At 44.1% G+C, this 24,949-nt stretch carries 20 protein-coding genes, 1 tRNA gene and 1 pseudogene; 12 read left to right on the forward strand and 10 right to left on the reverse strand.

Annotation, left to right across the window (positions count from 1 at the left end; all coding sequences use genetic code 11):
• The first annotated feature begins 57 nt into the window (after positions 1-57).
• The 3 genes from H6629_05075 to aceE all read left to right on the forward strand — a co-directional run bounded on the left by H6629_05075 (position 58) and on the right by aceE (position 5,396).
• Entirely contained in the window at positions 58-1,359 is a 1,302-nt protein-coding gene (locus tag H6629_05075) for an amidohydrolase family protein (protein ID MCB9067164.1), read from the forward strand.
• Positions 1,359-2,567, forward strand: coding sequence for an amidohydrolase family protein (locus H6629_05080; GenBank protein ID MCB9067165.1), 1,209 nt, complete (start codon positions 1,359-1,361; stop codon positions 2,565-2,567). The genes H6629_05075 and H6629_05080 overlap by 1 nt, the downstream gene beginning before the upstream one ends.
• Before the next feature lie 150 nt (positions 2,568-2,717).
• A complete protein-coding gene (gene aceE, locus H6629_05085; protein ID MCB9067166.1) occupies positions 2,718-5,396 on the forward strand; it encodes a pyruvate dehydrogenase (acetyl-transferring), homodimeric type in 2,679 nt (892 codons plus the stop codon).
• 83 nt (positions 5,397-5,479) lie between these two features.
• Here aceE and H6629_05090 read toward each other — a convergent pair whose 3' ends face one another.
• On the reverse strand, positions 5,480-6,181 hold the full coding sequence (locus H6629_05090; protein ID MCB9067167.1) for a hypothetical protein: 702 nt from the start codon (positions 6,179-6,181) through the stop codon (positions 5,480-5,482).
• A 174-nt stretch (positions 6,182-6,355) separates the two neighbouring features.
• Here H6629_05090 and H6629_05095 point away from each other — a divergent pair.
• Positions 6,356-6,431: transfer RNA gene (locus tag H6629_05095), tRNA-Phe, on the forward strand.
• Positions 6,432-6,518: 87 nt separating this feature from the next.
• On the opposite strand, the gene H6629_05100 is transcribed toward H6629_05095, so the two are convergent.
• The 5 genes from H6629_05100 to H6629_05120 all read right to left on the reverse strand — a co-directional run bounded on the left by H6629_05100 (position 6,519) and on the right by H6629_05120 (position 12,150).
• Positions 6,519-7,532, reverse strand: coding sequence for a site-specific integrase (locus H6629_05100; GenBank protein ID MCB9067168.1), 1,014 nt, complete (start codon positions 7,530-7,532; stop codon positions 6,519-6,521).
• Positions 7,533-7,625: 93 nt separating this feature from the next.
• Entirely contained in the window at positions 7,626-7,832 is a 207-nt protein-coding gene (locus H6629_05105) for a helix-turn-helix domain-containing protein (GenBank protein MCB9067169.1), read from the reverse strand.
• 256 nt (positions 7,833-8,088) lie between these two features.
• Complete coding sequence (locus H6629_05110; protein MCB9067170.1) at positions 8,089-9,297, reverse strand: hypothetical protein; 1,209 nt, start codon at positions 9,295-9,297, stop codon at positions 8,089-8,091.
• Between the two features lie 842 nt (positions 9,298-10,139).
• Positions 10,140-11,048 carry a hypothetical protein gene (locus tag H6629_05115; GenBank protein MCB9067171.1) on the reverse strand — a complete coding sequence of 303 codons (909 nt, stop codon included), beginning with the start codon at positions 11,046-11,048 and terminating at the stop codon, positions 10,140-10,142.
• 49 nt (positions 11,049-11,097) lie between these two features.
• Positions 11,098-12,150, reverse strand: coding sequence for a site-specific integrase (locus tag H6629_05120; GenBank protein ID MCB9067172.1), 1,053 nt, complete (start codon positions 12,148-12,150; stop codon positions 11,098-11,100).
• Between the two features lie 535 nt (positions 12,151-12,685).
• On the opposite strand from H6629_05120, the gene H6629_05125 reads away from it, so the two are divergent.
• From H6629_05125 to H6629_05135, 3 genes are read left to right on the forward strand one after another with little or no spacing between them, the layout of a single operon-like run.
• Positions 12,686-13,000 carry a hypothetical protein gene (locus H6629_05125; protein MCB9067173.1) on the forward strand — a complete coding sequence of 105 codons (315 nt, stop codon included), beginning with the start codon at positions 12,686-12,688 and terminating at the stop codon, positions 12,998-13,000.
• 4 nt (positions 13,001-13,004) lie between these two features.
• A complete protein-coding gene (locus H6629_05130; GenBank protein ID MCB9067174.1) occupies positions 13,005-14,339 on the forward strand; it encodes a serine protease in 1,335 nt (444 codons plus the stop codon).
• A gap of 11 nt (positions 14,340-14,350) precedes the next feature.
• Positions 14,351-16,936 (forward strand): tetratricopeptide repeat protein, encoded by a 2,586-nt coding sequence (locus tag H6629_05135; GenBank protein MCB9067175.1) that lies wholly within the window; start codon positions 14,351-14,353, stop codon positions 16,934-16,936.
• Between the two features lie 58 nt (positions 16,937-16,994).
• On the opposite strand, the gene H6629_05140 is transcribed toward H6629_05135, so the two are convergent.
• A complete protein-coding gene (locus H6629_05140) occupies positions 16,995-19,169 on the reverse strand; it encodes an AAA family ATPase (protein MCB9067176.1) in 2,175 nt (724 codons plus the stop codon).
• A 231-nt stretch (positions 19,170-19,400) separates the two neighbouring features.
• Here H6629_05140 and H6629_05145 point away from each other — a divergent pair, with 231 nt between their 5' ends.
• Entirely contained in the window at positions 19,401-19,994 is a 594-nt protein-coding gene (locus H6629_05145) for an IS1 family transposase (protein ID MCB9067177.1), read from the forward strand.
• Here the strand turns inward: H6629_05145 and H6629_05150 are convergent.
• Positions 19,969-20,906: pseudogene (locus tag H6629_05150) on the reverse strand (IS5 family transposase). The gene H6629_05145 and the pseudogene H6629_05150 sit on opposite strands and share 26 nt — an antisense overlap.
• A 148-nt stretch (positions 20,907-21,054) precedes the next feature.
• Here H6629_05150 and H6629_05155 point away from each other — a divergent pair.
• From H6629_05155 to H6629_05170, 4 genes are all read left to right on the forward strand, one after another.
• Complete coding sequence (locus H6629_05155) at positions 21,055-21,957, forward strand: hypothetical protein (protein MCB9067178.1); 903 nt, start codon at positions 21,055-21,057, stop codon at positions 21,955-21,957.
• Between the two features lie 167 nt (positions 21,958-22,124).
• Entirely contained in the window at positions 22,125-22,985 is an 861-nt protein-coding gene (locus H6629_05160) for a PD-(D/E)XK nuclease family protein (GenBank protein MCB9067179.1), read from the forward strand.
• A gap of 81 nt (positions 22,986-23,066) precedes the next feature.
• Positions 23,067-23,441: a hypothetical protein gene (locus H6629_05165; protein MCB9067180.1), complete on the forward strand. Its 375-nt coding sequence runs from the start codon at positions 23,067-23,069 to the stop codon at positions 23,439-23,441.
• A 109-nt stretch (positions 23,442-23,550) separates the two neighbouring features.
• Positions 23,551-24,102 (forward strand): site-specific integrase, encoded by a 552-nt coding sequence (locus H6629_05170; GenBank protein MCB9067181.1) that lies wholly within the window; start codon positions 23,551-23,553, stop codon positions 24,100-24,102.
• A gap of 137 nt (positions 24,103-24,239) precedes the next feature.
• Here H6629_05170 and H6629_05175 read toward each other — a convergent pair whose 3' ends face one another.
• Positions 24,240-24,515 carry a hypothetical protein gene (locus H6629_05175; GenBank protein MCB9067182.1) on the reverse strand — a complete coding sequence of 92 codons (276 nt, stop codon included), beginning with the start codon at positions 24,513-24,515 and terminating at the stop codon, positions 24,240-24,242.
• Complete coding sequence (locus H6629_05180) at positions 24,508-24,903, reverse strand: cupredoxin domain-containing protein (GenBank protein MCB9067183.1); 396 nt, start codon at positions 24,901-24,903, stop codon at positions 24,508-24,510. Before H6629_05180 ends, H6629_05175 begins: the two co-directional genes overlap by 8 nt.
• Between the last annotated feature and the right edge of the window lie 46 nt (positions 24,904-24,949).

Raw genomic sequence — 24,949 nt, forward strand, 5'->3', positions numbered from 1 at the left:
CTGCCAACTTTCGACTTTTTGTACACGCTTTCGTTATCAAAAGAAAGGAAATATTTCATGCACAAACGCTGGATTTGGGCGTTTCTGATTGGCTTTTTGGTCATCGGGACGGCTCAGGAAAAGCCGCAAGTGTTTCGCGGCGCAACCATTATTCCCATCACCGGATCGCCGATTGAAAATGGCGTTTTGGTGGTGCAAAACGGTAAAATTACCGCTGTCGGCAGCGCAGCGAGCGTCACTGTTCCCGCGAATGCGGAAATTCACAACGCCACCGGAAAAGTGATTATGCCCGGTTTGGTGGACACCCATTCGCACCTCGGAAACGTGGAAGGCGGCGACCGTTCCGCCACGCTGCACCCGGATGTCCGGGTGATCGACGCCATCGATATTCACGCCACAGAGCTAAAAAAAGCGCTGGCCGGCGGCATCACCACCGTCAATTTAATGGCCGGCTCCGGCTATTTGATGAGCGGGCAAACGGCATATCTCAAATTGCGAGACGGCAACACCATCGAGGAATTACTCTATTGCGAAGATCCGCTGAACGGCATTTGCGGCGGGATGAAAATGGCTAACGGCACCAATCCGATGGGCGATCCACCGTTTTCCGGCACCCGTGCGAAATCGGCGGCGCTGGTTCGCCAGTTGTTCATCAAAGCCAAAGAGTATCAGAAAAAAATTGCTGATGCAAATGGCGACGCATCGAAAATGCCCGCCCGTGATCTGCAAATGGAATCGCTGATCGAAGTGCTGGAAGGCAAGCGAATTGTGCATCACCACACCCATCGCCATGATGATATTTTGACCATTCTGCGATTGCAAAAAGAATTTGGCTATCGCGTAGTGCTGCACCACGTCAGCGAGGGCTGGAAAGTGGCAGAAGAAATTGCCGCAGCCAAAGTGCCCTGCTCGATCATTTACATCGATTCGCCCGGCGGCAAGCTGGAAGCTGTGGGGCTGTTGCCCAAAACCGGCGCAGTGCTGGAAAAAGCGGGCGTGGATGTCGCGTTTCACACCGATGACGGCATCACCGATTCCCGGCTGTTTTTTCGCTCCGCGGCGTTCGCGGTTCGCTACGGCATGAGTCGCGATAAAGCATTGGAAGGACTGACTTTAGCTGGCGCACGAATGCTCGATTTGCAAGACAGAATCGGCTCGCTGGAAACCGGGAAAGATGCCGATTTCATCGTTCTCACCGGCGATCCGTTCAGCGTTTACACGCGCGTTGAACAAACCTGGGTGGAAGGGCAAAAACGTTTCGATTTTGCGAATCCGGAGGACCGGCAATACGCGCAAGGCGGCTTTCAGGTGTTTCGCGAAGCTGCACATGTTCACGGCATCGGCGGAGGTGAAGAATAATGAAATTATTAAAACTATTGATTGCTGCGGCAGTTTTGCTGCACGGATTTGCCGCTGCGCAAATTGCGGTAAAAGGCGAAACGGTTTACACGATGAACGGCACGCCGATCGCCAACGGCGTTGTGCTGATCAAAAATGGCAAAATTGAAAAAGTCGGTGCGGAAAAAGATGTTAAAATTCCGGCAGACTATCAGGTCTTGAGCGGTAAAATCGTTACGCCGGGATTGATTGATGCACATTCCGTGGTCGGCTTGGCAGGCATGTACAACCAGCGTCACGATCAGGATCAGTTGGATAAAACCAACGCCATCCAGCCGGAACTCCGCGCACTGGATGCATACAACGCCCGCGACGAACTGATTGAGTGGCTTCGCGATTACGGCATCACCACCGTGCACACCGGACATGCACCGGGCGCGTTGGTCAGCGGACAATCGATCATCGTGAAAACCACCGGCGAAACGGTTGAGGAATCGCTCATCGATTCCAGCGCGATGCTCACAATGACGCTCGGCGCGACGGTCGGGCGCAACTTCAAATCGCCGGGAACCCGCGCCAAAGGCATGGCGATGCTGCGCAGCGATTTTCTGAAAGCGCAAGAATACCGCAAAAAAATGTCCGCAAAAGAAAAAGACAAAGCACCCGCCCGCGACCTGAAAATGGAAGCGCTGGCCGCCGCGCTGGATGGCAAATTGCCGGTGTTGATCACCGCGCAGAAAGCACCAGAAATTATGAGCGCGCTGCGACTCGCCCGCGAATTCGGGTTGAACCTGGTGCTCGACGGTGCTGCAGAAGCCTATTTGCTGCTCGATGAAATCAAAGCTGCCGGTGTTCCGGTAATCGTTCACCCAACGATGGCGCGCAACTACGGCGACACCCAAAACGCAGCTTTTGACACAGCTTTCAAACTAAAATCCGCAGGAATCCCGTTCGCATTCCAGAGCGGGTACGAAAGCTACGTGCCCAAAACACGGGTCGCGCTGTTCGAAGCCGGCGTTGCCGCAGGTAACGGATTATCGCGAGATGACGCATTGCGTGCGCTGACCATTGATGCCGCAAACATTCTCGGTATCCAGTCGCGGGTCGGTTCTCTGGAAAAGGGAAAAGACGCCGACGTGGTGATTTTCGACGGCGATCCGCTCGAATATCTCAGCAAGGTTTGCGCCGTCATTATCAACGGGAAAATTATTCACCAAACCTGCCGATAAGTGCATTCTGAACGGATCGCGCCAAAGGCATCTTTTCTTGTTTCAGGAACGATCCGTTCGTATATTGCAAACCTTTTGTGGAAGATAAGAATGAACATTTACTGAGGAGCTTTAACTATGTCGGAACAAATACTTCAGGAATATAAACAGATGCTCCGCGAAAACGGCGATTTTGATGCCGATGAGACAGCCGAATGGCTGGAGGCGCTTGAACAGGTCATCCAGTATCGCGGCGAAGACCGGGCATCGTATCTGCTCAATCAACTGTTGCAGCGCGGATATTCCAAAGGTTTGCAACTTCCTTTTTTCCCGAACACCCCTTTTATCAATACAATTTCCAAAGAAGATGAACCGCATTTTCCCGGCGATCGTCAGATCGAACGGCGGATCAAAAGCATTATTCGCTGGAACGCGATGTCCATGGTTACTCGTGCCAACAAAAAATTTGAAGGCATCGGCGGGCATATTTCCACTTACGCATCGGCGGCAACGCTGTATGAAGTAGGTTTCAACCATTTTTTCCGCGGAAAAGGTCAGGGATTTGACGGCGATTTGATTTACATGCAGGGACACGCTTCGCCGGGTATTTACGCCCGCGCGTTTGTGGAAGGGCGTTTGGAAGTTCACCATTTGGAAGCTTTCCGCCGGGAACTGGTCGAAAAAGGCGGGTTGTCATCTTATCCGCACCCGTGGCTGATGCCGAATTTCTGGGAATTCCCGACGGTATCGATGGGATTGGGACCGATTTCCGCAATTTATCACGCCCGTTTTGCCCGCTACATGCACGATCGCGGCTTGAAAGATACCAGCAAACAGCACATTTGGGCATTTTTGGGTGATGGCGAAACCGACGAACCGGAATCGCTCGGTGCAATCACCCTCGCCGTTCGCGAAAAGCTCGACAACCTGATTTTTGTGATCAACTGTAACCTGCAGCGGCTGGACGGACCGGTTCGCGGCAACGGACGCATCATTCAGGAATTGGAAACGGTGTTCCGCGGCGCCGGCTGGAACGTGCTCAAAGTAATTTGGGGCAGCGACTGGGATCCGGTTTTTGAAGCGGATACCAACGGTTTGCTCATCAAACGTTTTGATGAAGTTGTCGACGGCAATTTCCAGAAATATATCGTCGAAGACGGCGGCTACATTCGCAAACATTTCTGGGGCAAATATCCGGAGTTGGCAAAGCTGGTCGAAAATCTGTCCGATCAGCAGATCAAAAAAATGCGCCTCGGCGGACATGATCCCGTCAAAGTTCACGCTGCATACAAAGCTGCAACAGAACACACCGGACGCCCGACGGTTATTTTGGCACGAACCATCAAAGGCTACGGTCTTGGCGAAGCCGGCGAGGGCAAAAACATTACCCACAACCAGAAAAAACTGAACGAAGAAGAAATGCGGCACTTCCGCGATCGCTTCGATATTCCCATTCCCGACGATCGGTTGGCGGATGCGCCGTTCTATCGTCCGGACGAAAACAGCAAAGAAATTCAATATCTGAAAGATCGCCGCAGTTCGTTAAACGGATTTGTGCCGTCGCGGAAAACCCTCAACGATCCACTGACCGTTCCCGATCTCGATTTCTTTAATGAATTTTTGGGCGGCAGCGAACGCGAAGTTTCCACAACCATGGCGTTCGTTCGGATGCTTTCACAGGTGATCAAACATCCGAAAATCGGCAAACGCATTGTGCCGATTATTCCGGACGAAGCCCGCACATTCGGTATGGAATTCCTGTTCCGCCAGGTCGGGATTTACGCCCACAGCGGGCAGTTGTATGAACCGGTGGACGCGGATACATTCCTGTTTTATCGCGAAGCCAAAAACGGGCAGATTCTCGAAGAAGGCATCACCGAAGCCGGTTCGATGGCATCGTTCACCGCTGCCGGAACCGCACACGCCAACTTTGGCGTGGATATGATTCCGTTCTTTATTTTCTACTCGATGTTCGGATTCCAGCGCGTCGGCGACCTGATCTGGGCTTTTGGCGATCAGCGCGGTCGTGGATTCCTCATCGGCGGAACCGCCGGACGCACTACATTGAACGGCGAAGGCTTGCAGCACGAAGACGGTCACAGTCATGTACTCGCGAGCACGGTGCCGAATTGCATTACTTATGATCCGGCATGGGCTTTTGAGATTGCTGTAATCGTGCAGGACGGCTTGCGCCGGATGTATCATGAGCGCGAAGATATTTTCTACTATATTACCGTTGGCAACGAAAATTATTCGATGCCTGCGATGCCGGAAAATAGCCAGGAAGGTATTCTCAAAGGCATTTACAAGCTTTCCGAAAAACCGGCAAAAGAAAAAGGCAAACGCAAGGCACGCCCCAAAGCGCATATTTTTGGCAGCGGCTCCATTTTGCGCGAAGCGTTGCGTGCACAGGAAATTCTCGAAGAAAAATATGATGTTTCTGCGGACGTTTGGAGTGCCACCAGCTACAACGAACTGCATCGCGATGCAATGAATGTGGAACGCTGGAACATGCTGCACCCGGATGAAAAACCGCGCAAAGCATACATCACGGAAATTATGGAGAAAGAAGAAGGCCCGGTTGTTGCGGCATCGGATTATCTCAAAACGATGTCAGACAAATTAGCGCGATACATCGACAATCCGCTACTTTCCCTCGGCACCGATGGCTACGGCCGCAGCGAAACCCGCGAAGCACTCCGCCGCTTTTTTGAAGTGGATGCCGAGTGTATCACTATCGCAGTGCTGTATCAGCTTGCCAAACAGGGCGAAGTTGACAAAAAAGTGATCACCAAAGCCATCGCCGATCTGGGTGTCGATCCGGAGAAACTCAACCCGATGCTTTCATAACGCATTGGTTATTCAGCGTTTAAAATTAAAAAGCCCGTTGAAAAAGATCAGCGGGCTTTTTTTATGGAAAATTGTTTTGGAAATCAGTGTTGTTTGCTTCGGGATATCAGTTGGTTTAATTCCTGCTCAATATCAAACATAATATTTTTGTAAATGCCATCCTGCGTCACTTTCACCTTACCGCTATCGACCAGTGTTTGCAGGCTTTGCAGCACCTTGCTGACGAATACAACCGTATCTGATGCGATTGTTTGGAGCCGTTTTGAATTGGAATCGTTTGGCATTTGCTCCATAAACTGAACAGCAAACGACAATGGCGTTAAAGCATTGTTTATATAATGATTTAACGTTACCATAATTCGTTGAATATTTTGTAAATTCTGCACCATTAATTCTTTTTGGCGCAATTGTTTGCTCATCTCGATGATGCGTTTAATCGAACGCACTTTCAACTGAATTTCCCATGAAGTATATGGTGTGAGGATAAAATCATCCGCGCCGTATTCAAAAGCCATCAATTGATCCAGAAATTGATCTTTGCTGAGAATACCCACAATTGGCAGAAAACGGTGTTTATTTTGTAATTTCAAATTTTGGCAGATTTCGAAAATATCTTGTTTGTCATATTCAAAATCGAGAAGAATAATTTCGAATTGTACATCCTGTTCAAGGCGCAACGCGGCATCGGGATATTCCGTTACCATTTCTACCTGAAAGCCTTCCTTAGCCAGGTCTGATTGCACCATCTCGGCAATTTTTTCCCGATTGGATAACATCAGTATCATAAGATCTCTTTCGCAACCACAAAGTTAATATAGGGAATACATCCACTTCCTTGTTCGATTCCCTACTGTCTAAAAAAGTCGGTGCATTGTTAAAAAAACTTTAGAAATCATTAAATTTCCTTGATTTTCAAATTGGAGGCATTTATATTTGTCGCCGCTACAGAAATACAGGATGGCGTCTTAGCTCAGTTGGTAGAGCAACGGACTGAAAATCCGTGTGTCCCCAGTTCAATTCTGGGAGACGCCACCACCCTAAACCTCGTAATTGCTAAAGTTACGAGGTTTTGTTTTTTATGCCCATTAGTGCGTATTTTCCTCAACTTACAAATAACTTACATCAAGTGAATTTACCATTCATATTATTTATCTGCTTCCGCTTGAATATCCTTGAAAAGTGGGTATACCGGTCAACCATTTTAATGCTACTATGTCCGAGAATATCCTTAAGTGAAAGAAGATCTCCACCGTCCATGAGATAATGCGAAGCAAACGTATGGCGCAGATCGTGAAACCTGAAGTTATCAATACCCGCTTTCTTCAGTGCCGTGTGGAAAGATTTCGTAATCCGTTTCATCGGCTTGTTTCTGTCACTGAGGAAAACATACTCTGAGCCGTTACCCCTGAGTTTGTTGATCTCTGAAATGGTATCTTCATTTAGTTCAATGAATCGGACTTTATTGTTTTTTGTTTCTGTCAATTCAATGAAGGGGTGTTCTTCGTCATTGATATGAATCTGGCTCCATTTCAACGTCAAAATCTCACTCAGACGCATTCCCGTATACAATGCCACAATAATTATGGGCTTTAAATGATCAGCGGCACAGTCGATTAACCGTTTACCTTCCTCTGCTTTCAGGTATCGAACCCTTCCGGGTGGTTCTTTCTGAAATTCTACATCCCTTACCGGATTTTTCCGGGCGTTTTCCCATTTGATAGCAAGATTAAACATTGTTTTCAGACAAGCCAACTCACGATTTACTGTGGAACCTCTTTTACCTTTGGCTAATCTTGCCAATATATAATCCTGAATTTGGTTAGGCTTTATTTCAGAAAGCTTCATCCCTTGGAAATATCGAAGCAAGGTTCGAACTGATAACTCATCTCGTTTAATACTTTTCTTATGGCTACACCGCTTGAGATATTTCATCGAAAACTCATCAATGGTGAGATCATTTATCATAGGAACAAGTCCTATCTCCGCTTCAAAAAGCTCCTCTCGTTTTTTAAGTTCTGCACGGTATGCTTGCTCTTTTGTTGCCCCTGCAACTTTGCAATACCGTTTCCCATTATACATGAAATTATAAACCCATACTGGTTTTCTACCTTTTCTCTGTTCTTGATATACAGCCATATAGACTTCTCCTTACACTGGTTTATTCAAGAGAAGCCAAAACGCACTGTATTATAGCTTCTCCTGAATTAAATAGAAAGCAGTTTTTGTTACTTACGCTGCCTTAAGCCCATTGATGTAGTTATCCAGGTCTAACCGGTCAAACAAAACCCTACGACCGATTTTTACGGGACGGATTTCCTCCTTGTGCATAAGATTGTAAATCTGCGACCTACTGATTGACAGATACTCTGCAGCTTCGATAACGCTTAACAAACGCCCCTTGGGTAAATGTGATACATTTGTAACATTTTTTGCCATAAAACCTCCTTTGTTTGGATTAATTACATTCATAATATTTACATATGTCGATATAATAAATATATCCCACAGGCCATATTTGCCCTAAGCTCAGCTAATTCAATTGTTTATACATTCTATCTATAGATAAACATAAGGTGGGACACCACATAGTTGATATAAAGTCTTATATAAATATTACTTACAGGTAATAGTATTATTATACTGGTAGAGTATTACTATATAACAGTCTTATCAATTATGTGGTGACGGTATGTCAAGATATGAAGTTACCGGTTATCAGGTAGCGGTAACTCTTGTTATTCTCCGGTGAGTAGTTGCGGATAGTTTTTAATACTCCCAATTCTTTAAGCTTGTCTTTGTATTTCACGTATCGAGTTCGCGAGCCGTTTTCACAGCTTTGGAAGACATTTTTGGGTATATCGACTTCGAAATGTTTGTGTTTGAACTTGCAGAAGGAGAACAAGTCGAGGAGGAATGGCAAGGCACTGCCTTCTTTTACCCCCAACTGATGATCGATTGTTGCGGCAAGTTGGCTTATATCGTCGATATTCTTGCTTGTAAGGAGTTTCCTGTTGAACGACGGGACAACAACTGCCTTTGCCGGATTATACGACTTAACGACACCAGCAATATCTTTCCTGACAAATCCCGGGTCCCTCGGGTAATCGTTTGAGCAGCCATTGTGCTTGTCATGAATCCAATTCTCCAAAAAGGTGGCGGTTGTTGCGGCATCGAAGTCCTCATGGGTCTGGAGATAGTGGCTGAGTTTGAGAAACATTGCATGCCGCGTGGATAGCTCGGTCAAGCCTTTGCCAACCAACTCGTTAAAGAGCATCCGATTGTTTTTGTTTGGCCGATACTTTTTGACCGGTTTTTTACCATCCGGCCAATACGGCAGCCAGGAAAACAGGTTGTGCCTGATACCGAACCGCCACTGGTAAGTTATTTTTGAGAAGATTTCTTCCGGATCATCCGCAATGACTTCCAGTTTTTCGTTTAATAAGTGCATGTCTTTCCCTCCAAGCAGCCGGAGACCATTGTTGCTGGGAAACAGTTCAATATTCCCCCTCGACAGATTGATTCTTTGACATACAACATAACTTATTACCTGATGGTGGTAACTATCATTCAGGAGATAGTAGGAATGCAAACCACCAGACGGGGAACTGGAAATCAGGCTTGGTGGACCTAAAAGCGCATATATAGCATCCAATCTGGATTTGAGGGTATTGCGCTGATCCGGATTTTTGACATCCAAATCGAATGCGATGAAATTAACCTGCGAGTCCCTGAAGATATAACCGAGATAGCAGGCTCCATCAGAATGTTCCACGACTTGATCCATTGAGGGTTTTCCCTCCCACTCCTGCCATGTGCTTTCCGGATATTTGATCAGAAAGCGGTTTTCCCGGAAGAACTGATTTACCAGGAAGTTGTAATGTGAGTTTACAAGCTCATACATAAGCTTAACTCCAAATAAAGTTGAACAAATAACAATTACAGGAAAAATATAGTGAACATTTGTCTATTTGTCCATACAGTGAATTTGCTAATTTATATATCAAATACAATCAATTTGATTATGGTTACCTCCCTCGTTCACTAAACAATCCTACTTAAACGTCATGACTCAAACTCCTGTTTATTAAACACATAAATGGTTTTATTTTCAAATATCAGCAACGTGCTAATATCCACTTTTTTCAGAATTTTATACACTTTGCCTCTTTTCCACCAGTATTAAGCGCCTTATGATCCAACTCTATTTAGACAACTAATGTATACCGGTATGATTTTTTTTTCATAATGTTTTGGCTTACTAGCACTCTAAACCTCCATTTACTAATAGGAAACTTTAAAGGACATCAAGACAAGACTAATTCAAAATTGTAATTGATTATGAAATCCAGCAGAATCCACAATTGATACAATTGGGTTATTTAAATTCTCAATATTCCCCGGCATGAAACCCAGATCGCAATTATTAAAGAAAGAATGTCGTGATATTATTGTAAGGAAGGGTATATCTAGAGGCTATAATGATTTACAGCAAATAACAGTGGGCAATTCTAACCACAACGAACATGAGTTGAAATTAAAACTGTGAAATATGTCAGGGGCACCCTGCATTCGCAGGGGTGACAGCCTTTAAATAGAGGTTTCATTTCTGCTCCAAAGGAGCGCCTTCGGCGCGAATGCTACGAAGTGGTCCCTTCGGGACAAGAATCGCCCCGTAAATTCAACCCAACTTGTTCATTTATACTCAACATGTAATTCGCATTGTATTCATATTTGTAACGATTATTATTTAGAGCGACGCTTAATGTAATCATTCCGAGCTGCATTAAAAGATTCCATAAGGCTTTTTGCAGTAAAGTTTTTACCGTTAATTGTATATAACTTTTCAGCAATTTGAAATGCACCTAAACGCGTTAAATTCAATATCACTGAAATATCTACAAAATGAAAGGACAGTTCTTTTTTTGTGCCTAACCACTCCACCTTTGAATCCAAAACTGTGCTTGAGTTTTCGTCCGATAATGTAATATTTGACAATTTATTCGCTTTATGCAGCAATTCTTTATATGTATGACCAATCAAGTTATAATTCCAATAACCCGTATTTTCATCACGAACCAGCAATATCAAAAAGCGACGGTAAGCTCTCCAAAACAATGAATAATTATGTTTTATGGCTATCTCTATTAAATCATGCGGTTGCAGTGACATATAACATATTGCCATTAGCAGTGGTGACAAATAGAAATGATGATATTTTTTCAGCTTTTTGGCAAATAAGCGTTGTTCATATACAAGATTTTTTACTATTTCATATAATTGGTTTCCCAGAAACGCACAATACGTATTAAGGAAATATATCGGAGGCAATTCTTTCTTATTAAAAAGGACAAACAAATCCAACCTAAGAAAATTATACTGGAGATAAACGATTATATTGCGTGTCTCGTTTAGTATTTTACCTCCATCAATACTTTTAGATGCGTTCTGTTTAATTGAAACCTGTTTTTGCAAAAACGACTCGATGCTACATTTAAAGATGGTCGATATCGCTGTTTCTTCAGGAGACAATTTCATTTTTAGCTCAGAACACATTTCATCAACAACAGGTCTTGTAAACAATTTTTCATTTTTGAAATATTTTAGTAGTTCATAGTTCTCAAGATAAGGAATTTCTTTAAGAGATTCTGGCATTGTCGTGTTCCTTCGAGATTGCGCGTGAGATTATGAGTTTCCGTTGTCTTTATGTGATGTTGACACTGGGATTGTTTTCCCAGCCGGTGTTCTGGTTGTAACGTTCGTCGATGGTTTTGATGGATTTCCAGCCCATGCGGCGGATATCGTCGAGACTGTGACCGTTTTTCTTGGCCTGGGTGACGAAGCCGCTCCGGAGGCTGTGGGCACCGAATTTTCCGGTTAGCCCGGCGGCTTTGGCATATTTCTTTACCATCAGGTCCACGGCTTTGCCGTCGATGGCCTGCGGTTTGAGCTTGCCCCCTTTGGTGAGGCTGCGGAAGACCGGTCCGGATTGAATGCCGGACGCTTCCAGCCAGTCGGTTAGTGCGCGTTTGGGGCAATAGCGGCGTTCGGTGTTGAGGGCGATGCTTTTACGGAGCTTTTCCTCGACTGTGGTTTTGTTTTTCGATTGGAGCAGTTCGATTTCCAGACCTTCCTCGACGAAACGAAAATGTTCCAGAGACAGGTTGGCCAATTCGCTGCGGCGGAAGGCACCGGCAAAGCCGAGCAGCAGCAGGGCACGATCCCGGATCAGGCGAGGCTTGTTGGTAAATCGCGTATCTGTTTGCATCTCACTATCTATATACTCAATTATTGACCTTAATTCATTTCGCAGGAGGGCGTCGGGTGCCCGTTCGATGACCCGTTCGGCGGCACCGCTTTCGAGCATTTCTTCGCCGATAGATTTGAGGTATTCGCGGAAAGTGGGATGATCGCCGCAGAAATCCATTCCCAATTCCACATGTTTTGCCCTGAGGGCGTGGAATTTGCGCTTGATGGTGGCGTATTTGAAGTAGGTTTGTTTGGACTTGCCGCGATTGCGGTAGGTTTGCGGTTCGTGCGCCAGATTATCGAGATAGAGCAAGAGCGTGGCAGGCTCTGCCGGGAATAGTTTAGCTATGTCATGTTGTTTGCAAAAGTTCTCATAATTTGCTACATCACTGGCATAGGCCTTTCGAGTATTCTTTCGCTTACTGTGAGAGAACGTCTTTTCGATTCTGGGCAGCACTTTTTTCAAGCGTTCGGGGAGTTGGCTGTTATTGATAGCGAGTGATTTCATTTTACCTCATTTGTTTATTACAACCTATAAGGTTTATTATCGGTTGTAATAATACGGAATTTTTCACAGCATTTGCAAGCAGTTTTTGAGTTTTGGGCATTGGCCTGTTATGACCGCCGTTCGGCTATCCCGAGGGGGATATTTTAAGAATTTGCCGGAAAGCGGTTTCTGGTATATCCCATTACCCCATATATAACGTGGGCCCGATTTTTGAAAACCCCTCTCCTCTTGTTGCGTTAGACTGGTTTTAATTCTTATCTTGTTCAATTACCTTCAAACTTATTGCTTGCTTCTCTTTAATATTGTATCTTTTATCATACCGTTAGAAAACTATTTGGTTTATTGAAAGCCTTATGCCAGATGGAATACTCGGATATAATCATTCAATAAGCATACATGAAAATAGTTGACACTGATGATCTATCGATAATTATAAAATTTTAGTTACGAAGTCATTGAGAAACATCTTTTTATTGAAAAGTAACTATCCATAAACGTTGATTGTTATCATATCTTACCAATTAAGAGGCGAATCATGGCGACAAAACTCATAAAACTTGAAGATGGAACGCTTATAGAGGTAGAGGTGCCTGAAAATCAAGCTCAACAAATTTCCGGAGGATTTGCCGACAAGGTTTCAAAGCGTTTCGAAAATGTTAAACCCATTCTCGTGAACACTTGCCGCCCCCTTATTTCAGCCTGGCATGAGATCAATAAGGAAATGCATATTGATCAGGCAGAAATTGAGTTGGGTTTGAGCTTTGAGGGGGAGGGAAATCTCTACATAACAAAGACGAAGGCGGGGGCAAATTTAACTGTAAAGCTGACTCTAAAGCCCAAGGAGTCTTGATAAGATGGGTTCAAGGTTGAATGACTCGGTGCTGGTAGTTACCGGAAGTGATGGAGAACAGTTTGGAACGGGCTTTGTCATCTACAAAGATGATCACAGCACATATTTACTGACTTGCATGCATGTTGTTAGTGCCGTGGGTGTAGAAAACCTTAAGGTAGCTGAGCAGTATGCCTCAATTGTGGCTTCTGATCTTGAAGATAATTTTGATTTGTGTATCATTAAAGTCGATGCTGTCCTTGAGTTTCCAGAGCTGAAACTCAGAATACATGACAGTGCCGAAGCATCGGTAACAATATTTGGCTATCATCAATCCGGCAGGCTGAGAATACGATCTGATTTGGAAGCCATTTTAGTTAAATCCGCCGAGCTATATTCCAAGAAGTATGCAAAGCATTCTAAATGTTGGCATTTGGTTGTGGACGGCGATAACCATCATTTGGACAAGGGCTTTAGTGGCGGGCCGATCATTGATAAATCCGATGATTGTGTTATCGGAATCGTTAATCAGCGTAAAGGTGATGGAAAAAAGGGGCTTGCTATCTCTGTCGAGGCATTGAAAGAAGTTTGGGAAGATATGCCCAGTGGAATAATGTCTGTTGTAAAGCCACAAGAACATCAAATTTTAGCCGTTAATGAATCCGGGCCGTTGATGAATTTTGATAAGGAGTTAGCCAGTTTTGAAGATATCGTGGCCAACCGCGATACACAAACGCGTCTTATATCTGTTTATGGGCCGAGCTCAATGGGTAAATCCCGGCTTTTAAGGGAGTATAAACGCTTATCAGTAGATTATGACTGTGAAATGCTTTCTATTGATTTTAAACAACAAATAGATGTGGAGGTTTGCCTACAGCTTATCGTTGACAAATTTGGGCTCAGGCATTTCTCTAATTTTGAACAATTTCTGTGTAACGGACGCCCTGAGCCTCTAACCAGGGAGAAGGAAAGGGAATGGAACCGGAATCTAACCCGTAAATTTTTCCTTGACCTCGACAATCTACACAGCGATTCACATTTGGTTTTGTTCTTTGATCATTATGAAAAGTCCGACAAAGATGTCAAAGATTGGTTAAATAATGCTTTTTTGGCGAGTAATTTCAGACATACTCCGATTATAACGGTTGTGGCGGGACAGGACGAGTTGAGTGTCGATCGTTCCTGGACGAATCAACGCAGATTTCACTTGGACGGTGTTAGTGTAGATTGCTATTACAGATATGTCAAACAATGTAAGGTATCAATTGACCCTGAAGATATAAAGAAGTATCACGCTGTCTTGAGAGGGAGTCCGGGGCCATTCGTTACTTTTGTTCAAGGTTTAATTTTAAAGAAATAAAATGGTATGGCATGAAAGATTTGGTTTTAGCGTCATTAGAACAAGCACAAAATGAGAATGAAAGAACCTGGATTATTACCCGTTCTTTGTTAGATGCGTTGCCCAAAAATCTGGCTGAGGCTGTTTTAGGGGCCGCCGTTCCCCATTGGTTTAATATATCTGTACTGGGCGCGGTCTTGCAAATCTCTGATTCTGAATCCGAAATCATATATTCCAAACTGCAGGAACTGTCATTTGTCGAGGGGTTTGGTAATTTGGGTCATACTTTACATGATTTAACCCGATCAGCAATAATAAACCATTTGGTAAACACTCAACCTGAAATTTTCCATACTTTCAGCAAGCTTGCTTTCGAATATTTTCATCAGTTTGATGATAGTCAACGAACGGCAGAGGCTGTTTATCATTTATTGGTTATACAAGAGGGGGAAAGAATAAAAGCTTTTGAACGCCAGATGGAAGTTTACCGCGATGAGGAAAATTTTGGCGCTGCAGACAACTTAATTCGAAATGCTAAAGAGTTAATAGATTTGAATGTTGTAGTTGATGCACGGTTTGCGGCAGAGATCGACAGGCAGGAATATCTTCTGGGTTTGAAGCATCTTAAGCTTGTCAAGAGTGATATGCTCTCTCAGAGAGATCGTGCCCACTTGGAGCAAGCAATCAAAGTTTTCAATCCATTAGAAGATTTAAGAATTTATAAACAATATGATTCAGGTAAAATCATAGATAAGGTAATTAAATTAGAGCGTAATTTTCTATCTCAAAAGCTAAAAGAAGCCAGGCAATCTGATGATGCTGCCCGACAAATTATTTGGTTGAGAGAGCTTGGTAATAAGTTGTTAGAAGATAGGAATTATACTGCTGCATTGAAACAATTTAACGAAGCAATAACTCTTGATAACAAGGACTCCAGTTTAATCGCCAATCGCGGTGTAGCCTATGGCTCGATAGGTAACTATGAAGCGGCCTTAGCGGATTTTGACAGAGCGATAGAGTTAGATGAAAAGTATATCAGTGCCATCGCCAACCGTGGTGTAACCTATCAATTGATGGGTAACTATGAAGCGGCCCTAGCAGATTTTGACAAAGCGATAGAGTTAGATAAGAAAAATGCTGGGATAATCGCTCTACGCGGTGAAACCTATGGATTGATGAGCAGCTATGAAGCCGCCCTGGCGGATTTCGACAGAGCAATAAAGTTAGATGAGAAGTATGCCTGGGCAATTGTCCGTCGTGGTGAAACCCATCGATTGATGGGCAACTATGAAGCCGCCCTGGTGGATTTTGGCAGAGCAATTGAGTTGGATGAGAAGGATGCCTGGGCAATCGCTAACCGCGGTGTGACCTATGCCTCGATTGGTATTTATGAATTGGCCTTAGCGGATTTTGGCAAAGCAATTGAGTTGGATGAGAAGTATATCTGGGCAATCACCCGTCGCGGTGTTACCTATCGGTTGGTGGGTAACTATGAGGCCGCTCTGGCGGATTTTAACAAAACGTTAGAATTGGATGAGAATAATGCTGAGGTAATTGGACGTCGCGGTGAAATCTATGGAATGATGGGTAATTATGAGGCGGCTCTGGCAGACTTAGACAGGGCGATAGAGCTGAATGGAAAGAATGCTTGGGCGATTGTACAGCGCGGTGTAACCTACAGGTTGATGGGTAACTATGAATTGGCCTTAGCGGATTTTGACAGAGCAATAGAGTTGGATGAAAAGTATACCTGGGCAATTGTCCATCGCGGTGAAACCTATCGATTGATGGGTATCTATGAGGCTGCCCTGGCAGATTTTGACATAGCAATTGAGTTAGATGAGAAGTATACTTGGGCAATTGCCCTCCGTGGTGCAACCTATCAGTTGATGGGTAACTATGAAGCGGCTTTAACGGATTTTGACAGAGCAATTGAGTTGGATAAAGAATATGCTTGGGCAATCGCCAATCGAGGAATAACCTATGGGTCGATGAATAAATATGAATTGGCACTTGAGGACTTAGACAAGGCGATATCCTTGAATCAAAATTTCTCTTTAGCCATTGTCAACCGCGGTATAACTAATAGATTGATAGGTAATTATGAAGCGGCATTAGAGGACTTTAAAAACGCAATCGAGTTAGATGAAAAAAATGATAATGCCATAGCAGGTCGCGGGTTGATCTACCTATTTCTCGGTAATTACTTGGCAGCATTGAATGATATTAATAGAGCTATTACACTGGATGAAAATTTTGACTTTTATTACTTCATTCGAGGATTAATATATTTGTATACTGGCGATTCTAATAAGGCTGAATCTGATTTAAACAAATCTATATTTTTAGCTGAACAATCATCCTTAAAGTATCCAAATGATGAAAGTAAATATTTTAATATGGCTTTATACAATTTAGCATTAAATAAGGGTGACAAAGCCAAACGATTGTATTCCGAGGCAATTGAATCTAAGCCTGCCAGACCATATCTTCAGAAGTCAATTTCTGATTTATCCGACTTTTTAAAGTTGTTTCCTGAACATGAATTGGCAAATGAGATCAGGAGCAATTTGCAAAAGGTTTTGGATGAAAGACTAAATTCCAAATCGGGATACTGAATCGTTGACCAATTCATTTGCTTGATTTGATAAGTCCAACAATCTTTTGGTTTTACAATTATCTGAGATAATAGTGAAATTTCGAATACCGCCCCGCTACTTTATCCTCATTTTTTAAATTGCCTTTACGCATGTCCCCAATGATGCTTTTTATCTTATCATCATTAATTCCTCTTCTTTCATCTGTAGTTATCAGCATATCGGTTATTTTCAACGAATCGTATTTTTCTTTCTTCCATTTCCACTGTTCTTCATATTTTCTATTGCCGAGTTTACCCAAGTGCTCCCAATAGAAGGTATGTCCGTTATCTGTGATTATTGTGAAATCCGTTTTAATGTTTATTTCTTCACCGTCAACAATAGGATGTTTTTCATAATAAAACGTAAAGCCATTTTCACCAAACTTTTCACGGAAGTGCATCAAATTCCGGTAAATAATATATTCAGCCCGTGATTGGACATATGTATTCGATTCAGGTTCTAATGAAAAATCCCAATATGGTATACCTAGTAAAGAGGTTTTTCGCGTTTCTGTGTAAGAGCGTCTACGAATTTTCTCAAAGATGCTATTTTTAATTTCACTGGTTGGTTCACCTTCAACAAGCAGCGTAACAGTCTGCTTTGATCGCGTAAGAGCTGTGTAAAATAACTCTTTTGATAAAAGTGTCAGCCGTTTGGGAAGAATCAGTATTACATGGTCAAATCCGCTCCCTTGGGCTTTGTGAATGGTAATACAAAAAGCCAGCTCAAGCATATTCAAGTCAAAATTTTTGATACTCAATTCTTCATTGTCTAGCTCAGAAAATGAGACACAAACCTTTTTTTTGTTTTCATAAATGATACCCATAGAGCCATTTGATAGCGATAATTGACCCTTGTGATATAGATTCTTATTTTGAATTAACTTATCTCCACTCTTAAACATAATCCTTTGTTTGGAAAGATATGGCACATTACTTTTAAATTTGTCTTGAATAGTGTGATTTATTTTTATGGTTCCATACATACCTGTTCTGTAAGGTGTAAGTATTTGAAATTTATCAGTTTTGAAATGATTTGGGTTATCGAAATCAATTTTTATATCTGGGTTCAGACCTAAGAACGAATTAAGGTTCTCATAAATATCAGAATCAAACTCTCCTATCATAAGCAATTGATGTTTAATCAACTCTATGAGTTGGGCATTGTTATTCCAAAACAAAATCTTAAACCGCCCTTTGTCGAGTTCTCCTTTTGAAGCACTTAACAACAGGTCTTCATAATTCATGTTTTCACCGGAATAGATTTTACTGAACTCCAGAACACTGTTATCAGATTCCTGTCGACAATTGGATTCCAGTTCTACTATATTATTCTCATAATCGGGCATTGAGTTGAGTTGTGCTATGATGTCAATAAATACCTTGCCAAAACCAATCGGGGGTAACTGATATTTATCACCTACCAAGATTAAGCGCTTAAATAAGGGATTTTTTGGATTGAATAACTTAATCAAATCTCTGAATTTCAGCAAATCAACCATTGACATTTCGTCAACAATAAGATTGTTATATGAATCCGGGCGATCTTTCTCATTTTCAACATCAGTTAAAAACTTATCGATTGTTTTCGTTTTTATGCCCTTATATTCAGGATCAGTGCTCAAACGAAGCGTTGCTTTACCTGTGGGAGCCAAAAGTAAATACTTTTCATTTTGTGCATCAAGCTCTTTTATTATGTTCAACAGTTCATGGGATTTACCAGAACCCGGAGAGCCAGCCAATACATAGAAGCTTTTTCTGAAGATTTGTTCATATAGCTTTTTCCTCTCACTTATGAACGAATGTTCATCAAAACGATCTCGGAGTTTGGAAGACAGTTTTTGGCATGAGGCAGCCATGTATTTCGAGAAATTAGTATACTCTTGATCGTAATCGCTTCTTTCCAAAAGTGTGTTAATGAATTGTGAAATTTTCGCTTCAGCTAAATAAAGTTCTTCCAGATAGAAATATTTCTTATCCGCATGATCCACAATTTCAAGCTTTTCACTGAGGTGTTTTGTTTGCTCCTCATCCAATTCAAACAGATACCGATCAGGAATTTTATAATCATCTCCCATATTATAAAATAAGGGGTATGTGCTTAGTTGTTTTTCAATAGATTCAGCTTCGTCAAAGCAGTGACCAAATTGTTCCAAGTTATTTAGATGATCAATGATTAAAGCTCTGATACGACGGATATCAGTGGTTCTCATTTTTCTTTGCAAACTCGTCCGTTGCAAAAACTGTCTATGGGGGTAGTATGCTATGTCAATTTTAAATAGCTCTATGTTAATATCAATTCTTTCACCGGTATTTGGATCAACAGAATTTTCGTCCGGTATATATTCTTCGTATAGTAAATAAGGATTACGGCATAAGGTAGTGCGTCATTTTGATTGATATAATTCTTTATTTTCGTATATTTCACCTAAAAGAGGTGAATCATGATCACAGAGAATTTCAAATGCAGAAAATGCCAGTCTACAAATGTTGTCAAAAATGGTTCAAATGCTTCCGGTAACCCGAAATTCAAATGCAATGACTGTGGGTTTACCGGAGTCATCAAATCCTTGCGAAAATCCGATGAAGTGAAGGAGCAATTGATCAAGGCAGCACAGGAACGTGTTTCCTCCCGGGGGCTTGGTCGAATGTTCGGTGTCTCCGGTAATACTGCCCTTCGTTGGATTAAAAAAGCTCAGGCACTGCCTGATATTTGTAAAACACTGATGCCTTACCTGAAAGGCGATGTGCTCGAATTAGATGAGTTATGGTCATTTGTCAGTCAGAAATCCGACAAACGCTGGGTCTGGATTGCTTTATGTCGCAGAACCCGCCAGATCGTTGCTTATCATATCGGCGACCGGGATGAGATCAGTTGCCGGCAGTTTCGAAAGCAGATACCGAAGCAATATCGAAAAAGCCGGATTTACTCAGACTATTGGGAAGCCTATCAAAGCGGGCTTTGTTGCATAATTCAACTAAGTGTGATCTACCTTGCCGCCATCGCGCGGATCAGTCGTTCACCATATAACTTTTAGGCATTCCCAAATGCGTCATTTTGTTCAATACCGAGCAGCGAATAAAAGCCTCAGTTGCCTGATGCTCAAACAGCCGGTTGCTCAAGCTGTCTCCAAAGAGGGTTTTCAATCGGTATATGACATTTTCGGCAATGCTGCGACGGTGATAACCGCTGGTTTTCTTCCAGGCTGCCTTGCCCATTTTCCTTATCGCTCTGAGAATTTCATCCCTGGGCAACGTCGCTTTTGCAGTGTTTCCATGTTGTCTGATGCGACTCCTTTTCGAGGTGGTATCGTTGCCTTTGCTCCCCGCTCCGCGATCGCCTCGTGGTTATCCCAACTATCGTAAGCACCGTCACCGCTTACCTGTGCAATCGGCTCTTCGATCGAATTCAACATCTCTGGCAGTTGTTCGCCATCGCCACCATCGGCTTCGGTAAAAATCGAAACCAATATTTCACTACTACCTTCGTCAATGGCCAAGTGCAATTTTCTCCAGGTGCGTCTTTTGCTATAGCCATGTTGTCGTATTTTCCACTCTCCCTCGCCAAAGATCTTCAGCCCGGTAGCATCAACCACTACGTGAAGCGATTGCCCACTATGAGTGCGTGGCAGTTGAACCTCCAGGCTCAGTTGGCGACGGCAAAGCGCATGTAATCCGGGTTTTCAAAGGCAGATTCATCAACGTAATCATGGAACCGACCAATCCCTGAGTCGCCCGCAGCGGCAACTTGAAAATGGCCCGCAGGCTCAACGCCGTTTCAATGGCAATATCAGAATAAGTGCCCGGGCGACCACGTTTACCGGTCTTATCAATCGCATTCCATTTTTGATCGCTGCTTCATTAAACCAAATTGTCAAGCTGCCACGTTCGATCAAGGAACGGTTATAGGACGACCAGTTGGATACTCTATAGGATTTCTTTGCTGCCATGGGATATCACCTGTGTTAATATGATGGCCAAGAATATCCGTGTTTAATCTGAATTATGCAACAATGCCCTAGAAACCCACCAGATCCGCCAATTGCTGTGGATGGATCAGGAGAACCTTAATCAATATTTTACAAAGGAGTGATGGTCATGATAACACCCGTTTACCACCAATATCTTGACGCCTTGTTTCTGGCGCACTGGGCAAAAACCTGCCGGAAGCGCTCAGCGGGCAACGACCGTCGAAAAACGCTGGAAGCAGTGGAATTTCAGGTGGATGAAGTTGCCAAAGCGCTGCAAACGTATCCGCTGCATGTCTTTCCGGATCGGGAATCGCTGATCATCTACGCAAAACGTCTGTTTGATGAAACGCCGCGAATCCCCCGGCGACCGAAAACGCCGCCGGACAATGCCGTTCGGATACTGTATTCGTCCCGGCTGCGCCGTTCCATAGAATGTCTGGCGCTGCTGAAATATGAGCGTGCGGAAATTGAATTGCTGTTGCGCAACAACGACATTCTTGACACCGAACAGGAAGACAGCGGGGTGGGAGTATATCTCGACTGGTTTTTTAATATCACCGAGCTACCAGATCCGGACAAACATCTCTTCTTTACCGAAGCACAGAAGGTGAGCTATTACAGCCTCCACTGCGCGATTTTCTGGGGGACCATTGACGACCGGATTGCCCTGACGGCCCTGGATCTCGCCGCAGATGCCGTATCAATATCGGACTTTATAATGCAAACCATAAAAATGCTCATGCACCAAATGCAGGATGCCGCGTTTGTTCGCAATCTCACCCACGTCCAGAAATATTCCCAGACGCTTTCGCAACTGGCCAATACTTATGCCCGTTTGAGTGGCAATAGTGATGAACCACAGGAATCCCTGGCAGACTACGTCAGACTTATTGAGCCGGAGCCAAGTCCTTATAAGAAAACGCTTGAGGAAATCCATGAACACAACCGGATCGTTCAGGAATATTGCAAGCGGAATGGTAATGTTGATTTTTCACAACTCTCGGACAAGTTGCCTCCGGTCAGTGAGTAGCCGGACAGATTACCCTCCCGCCGAAGTTTACAGGGAGGGTAATTGCTCCAAAAATATGTCTTCATACAGTGATAGAAAAACCGTTTTTCTATCACTGTAATTTCTTGCCGTAATGTCCCGCCCATATTCAGATTTTTTAACATCCCAGTCATTTACCGGAGGTTTTCATGTCTCTTTATAGCAATTTCGAACTTCGCCAGTCGGTTATCAACGATTATCTGAACTGTCCCCTGCTTTTCCACTTCAAGCATGTTCAGGGCATTCGCCCGCGCTGGCGCCATCCATCCGCATTGCACGGCACCACCCTGCACATGCTGCTTTACCTGATCCATCAGGTGGGCTGGATCAAAGATCTTCGCGCACACTATCTGTCAAACTTCAAGTTTCTGGAGTTTCAATACAAACCCGACTGCGAGATACCCGTTTACTGGAAAGAAGGTCGCCAGAAGCAATTGGAGGCTTACTGGAACAATGCGGAAGAAATCCTGACCGGTTATTGGAACCGCCCGGAGAACCGTCATGCGGTCGTCCTGTATGCCGAACAGTATTTCCGGGTGCGCATCGGTCGCTATCAGTTCACCGGGACCATCAACCAGGTGCGCAGAAACGTTCTGGATGATATTGAATTGGTGGACTTTAGTTCATCCCGGTATGCGCCCACCATTGCCGGTCTGTATAATGATCTGCAGTTGAATCTCTATGCCTATGCCATGGCGAACGGCGAATTTCTCACCGCCAATGGCTGGCAGCCGGCAGATTGCCCGGCGACATTCCTGTGCCGCTATCATTTGCGGGGGCATGAGCTGCGTCGCAAAACCAGCAAGGCAGGCAGAGCCGGAGAAGAGAAACTCGCGGAGCCGCTGTTCCGGGTCGCCGGCAGGGCGCAGCGCCTGTCGGATTTCAAATATGAAATACTGCGTCTGGTTGAGGATCTTTCCAAAGGGGTTCAGTATCCCAATCCCAATTTCTGCCCATTCTGCCCTTATACGAATATCTGCATGAAGCGCGAGATCATCGCCAGGGGATAAGAAACAAACCCGCATCACAAATTTCATCCTACCCAATATTAATCAAAACAACATCTTATCCATACCAAACAAGGGGGTACCATGCCTTTTTTATACAAACGCACCTATGCCTCGGGAAGAAAGGTCTGGGTCATCTATTTCCGCCGGCAGGGCCGCCAGCGCTCAAGGGTGATCGGCGCTGTGGACCGGCGCACGGCTGAGCGGGCGTTTGCGAAATTCTGCGCCGGGCAGGTCGAGAATAATTTCGGCATCCAGGATATAAAGCCCATTTCACTGGAAGCATTCAGCCGCATGTATTTGGAATATGCCGCAGATGAAAAAGCGATTGGCACGCTCCTGCGGGAACGGCAGATCCTGAAAATCTTCACCCAAGGCCAGCCATATGGCGCAGTTCTGTTGAAAAACATCTCCCCGGAAGATCTGCTGAAGTTCCGCAGCCGGCGCCTGGAAAGGTGAGCCGGCAAACCGTCAACCTGGAGTTCCGGCATCTGAAAGCCATTTTCAACACCGCCAAATCCCTGGGATATATTGAAGAAAACCCTTTGACACGCTGAAGCCCCTGCGGTTGCGCGCAAGCGGAACTGCCCCGGTTTTTGAGCTGGCGGATATTGCCCGGATCCGGGAACGCTTCCAGGGTGATGAGATGGAACACCTGGTCGAGTTCTATCTCCTGACCGGCGTGCGCCTAAATGAAGCGCGGTCGCTGCGCTGGGATGCCGTGGATCTGCCCCGGAAGTTTCTCACGATCCGCAGCGCATTCGCAAAAGCAAAAAAACACCGGATCATTTCATTTGCGGAAGATGCGGCGCTGGCAGCGATGATCAATACAATCCCGCATCGCGAAGATGGCTACCTGTTCGGTCCCCCGGACAATCAACCCCGCTGGTCGGCGGACTGGGTGTGCCGGCGCATCTCGGCAATACTGAGCGAATTGGGCTATCCCTGGGCAAGTATCCATACCTTCCGGCACACCTATATCTCGCATCTGATCATGACGGGTGTGCCGGTCAATACCGTCAAAGAACTGATCGGGCATGTCAGCATCGCGACCACATTGCGGTATGCCCACCTGGCGCCGAAGCACAAAAATGTCATGGCTGGCAAACGCCCGTATTAATTAACACATTAGGGTAAGTGTTAATAGACATTAATGCTTACCTATTGCTTACGCGTTGACAATGAACTTGCAAAAACATCGTTTAAAGTATTGCTATATAAGGATTTGTGAGTGGTTTTTGGTTCGAGTCCAGTGGATTATAACTCCTTTGGTGAGATATTTACATTTGGCAAAGATTCGAGTTTATGGTTATGTTTAGAATAAACAATTTTACGCACAGTTTCGATAGTCAAATAAGGAAATTCTTCTCGTAGTCTTTCTACAATCAGACCAGGCTTATAATGTCTTCTTAATGATTCGAACTTCTTGCGAAGATAATAATCGCGGATAGCCCGTTCGTTCAAAAAACCCATACTCATTAATTTTTGATATTTATCGTCCGTGATTATTTCTTTTATTGGGTTATTATTCATGAGATTCTCCTTTTTCAACAATAATTCGACCTCTGAGCATTCCCATGCCACATTGAAAATTATATTCGCCTGGTTTTTCAGGTGTAAATTCAACCGGGATTGTTTTAAAAGGTGTAAGTGTTGCTTGCTGATGAAAGTCGGGAAAAACAACTTGTTCTGAGCAAGCTGCTGTTTCCTTGCGATAAAAATTTAGGCGCACCGGTTTTCCTGCTTCAACGACAATAACATCGGGTGAATAACCACCCTTGACAGTGATCAATGTCTCCTGAAATCCGCCAACTCCGGGCTGGATACGAGTGGCCTTGGCTTGCGAAAACCAGAAATACCAGGCGACTAACCCTGAGAGTGTCAGACCGAGAATTGTTACTAAAATTTGATCTATTGCCATGATTGTTCCTTTGTAAATCAATTAATATGATGTAAATGTTACCACC

It is taken from the genome of Calditrichia bacterium, assembly GCA_020634975.1.
Classification (GTDB): Bacteria; Calditrichota; Calditrichia; order RBG-13-44-9; family J075; genus JACKAQ01.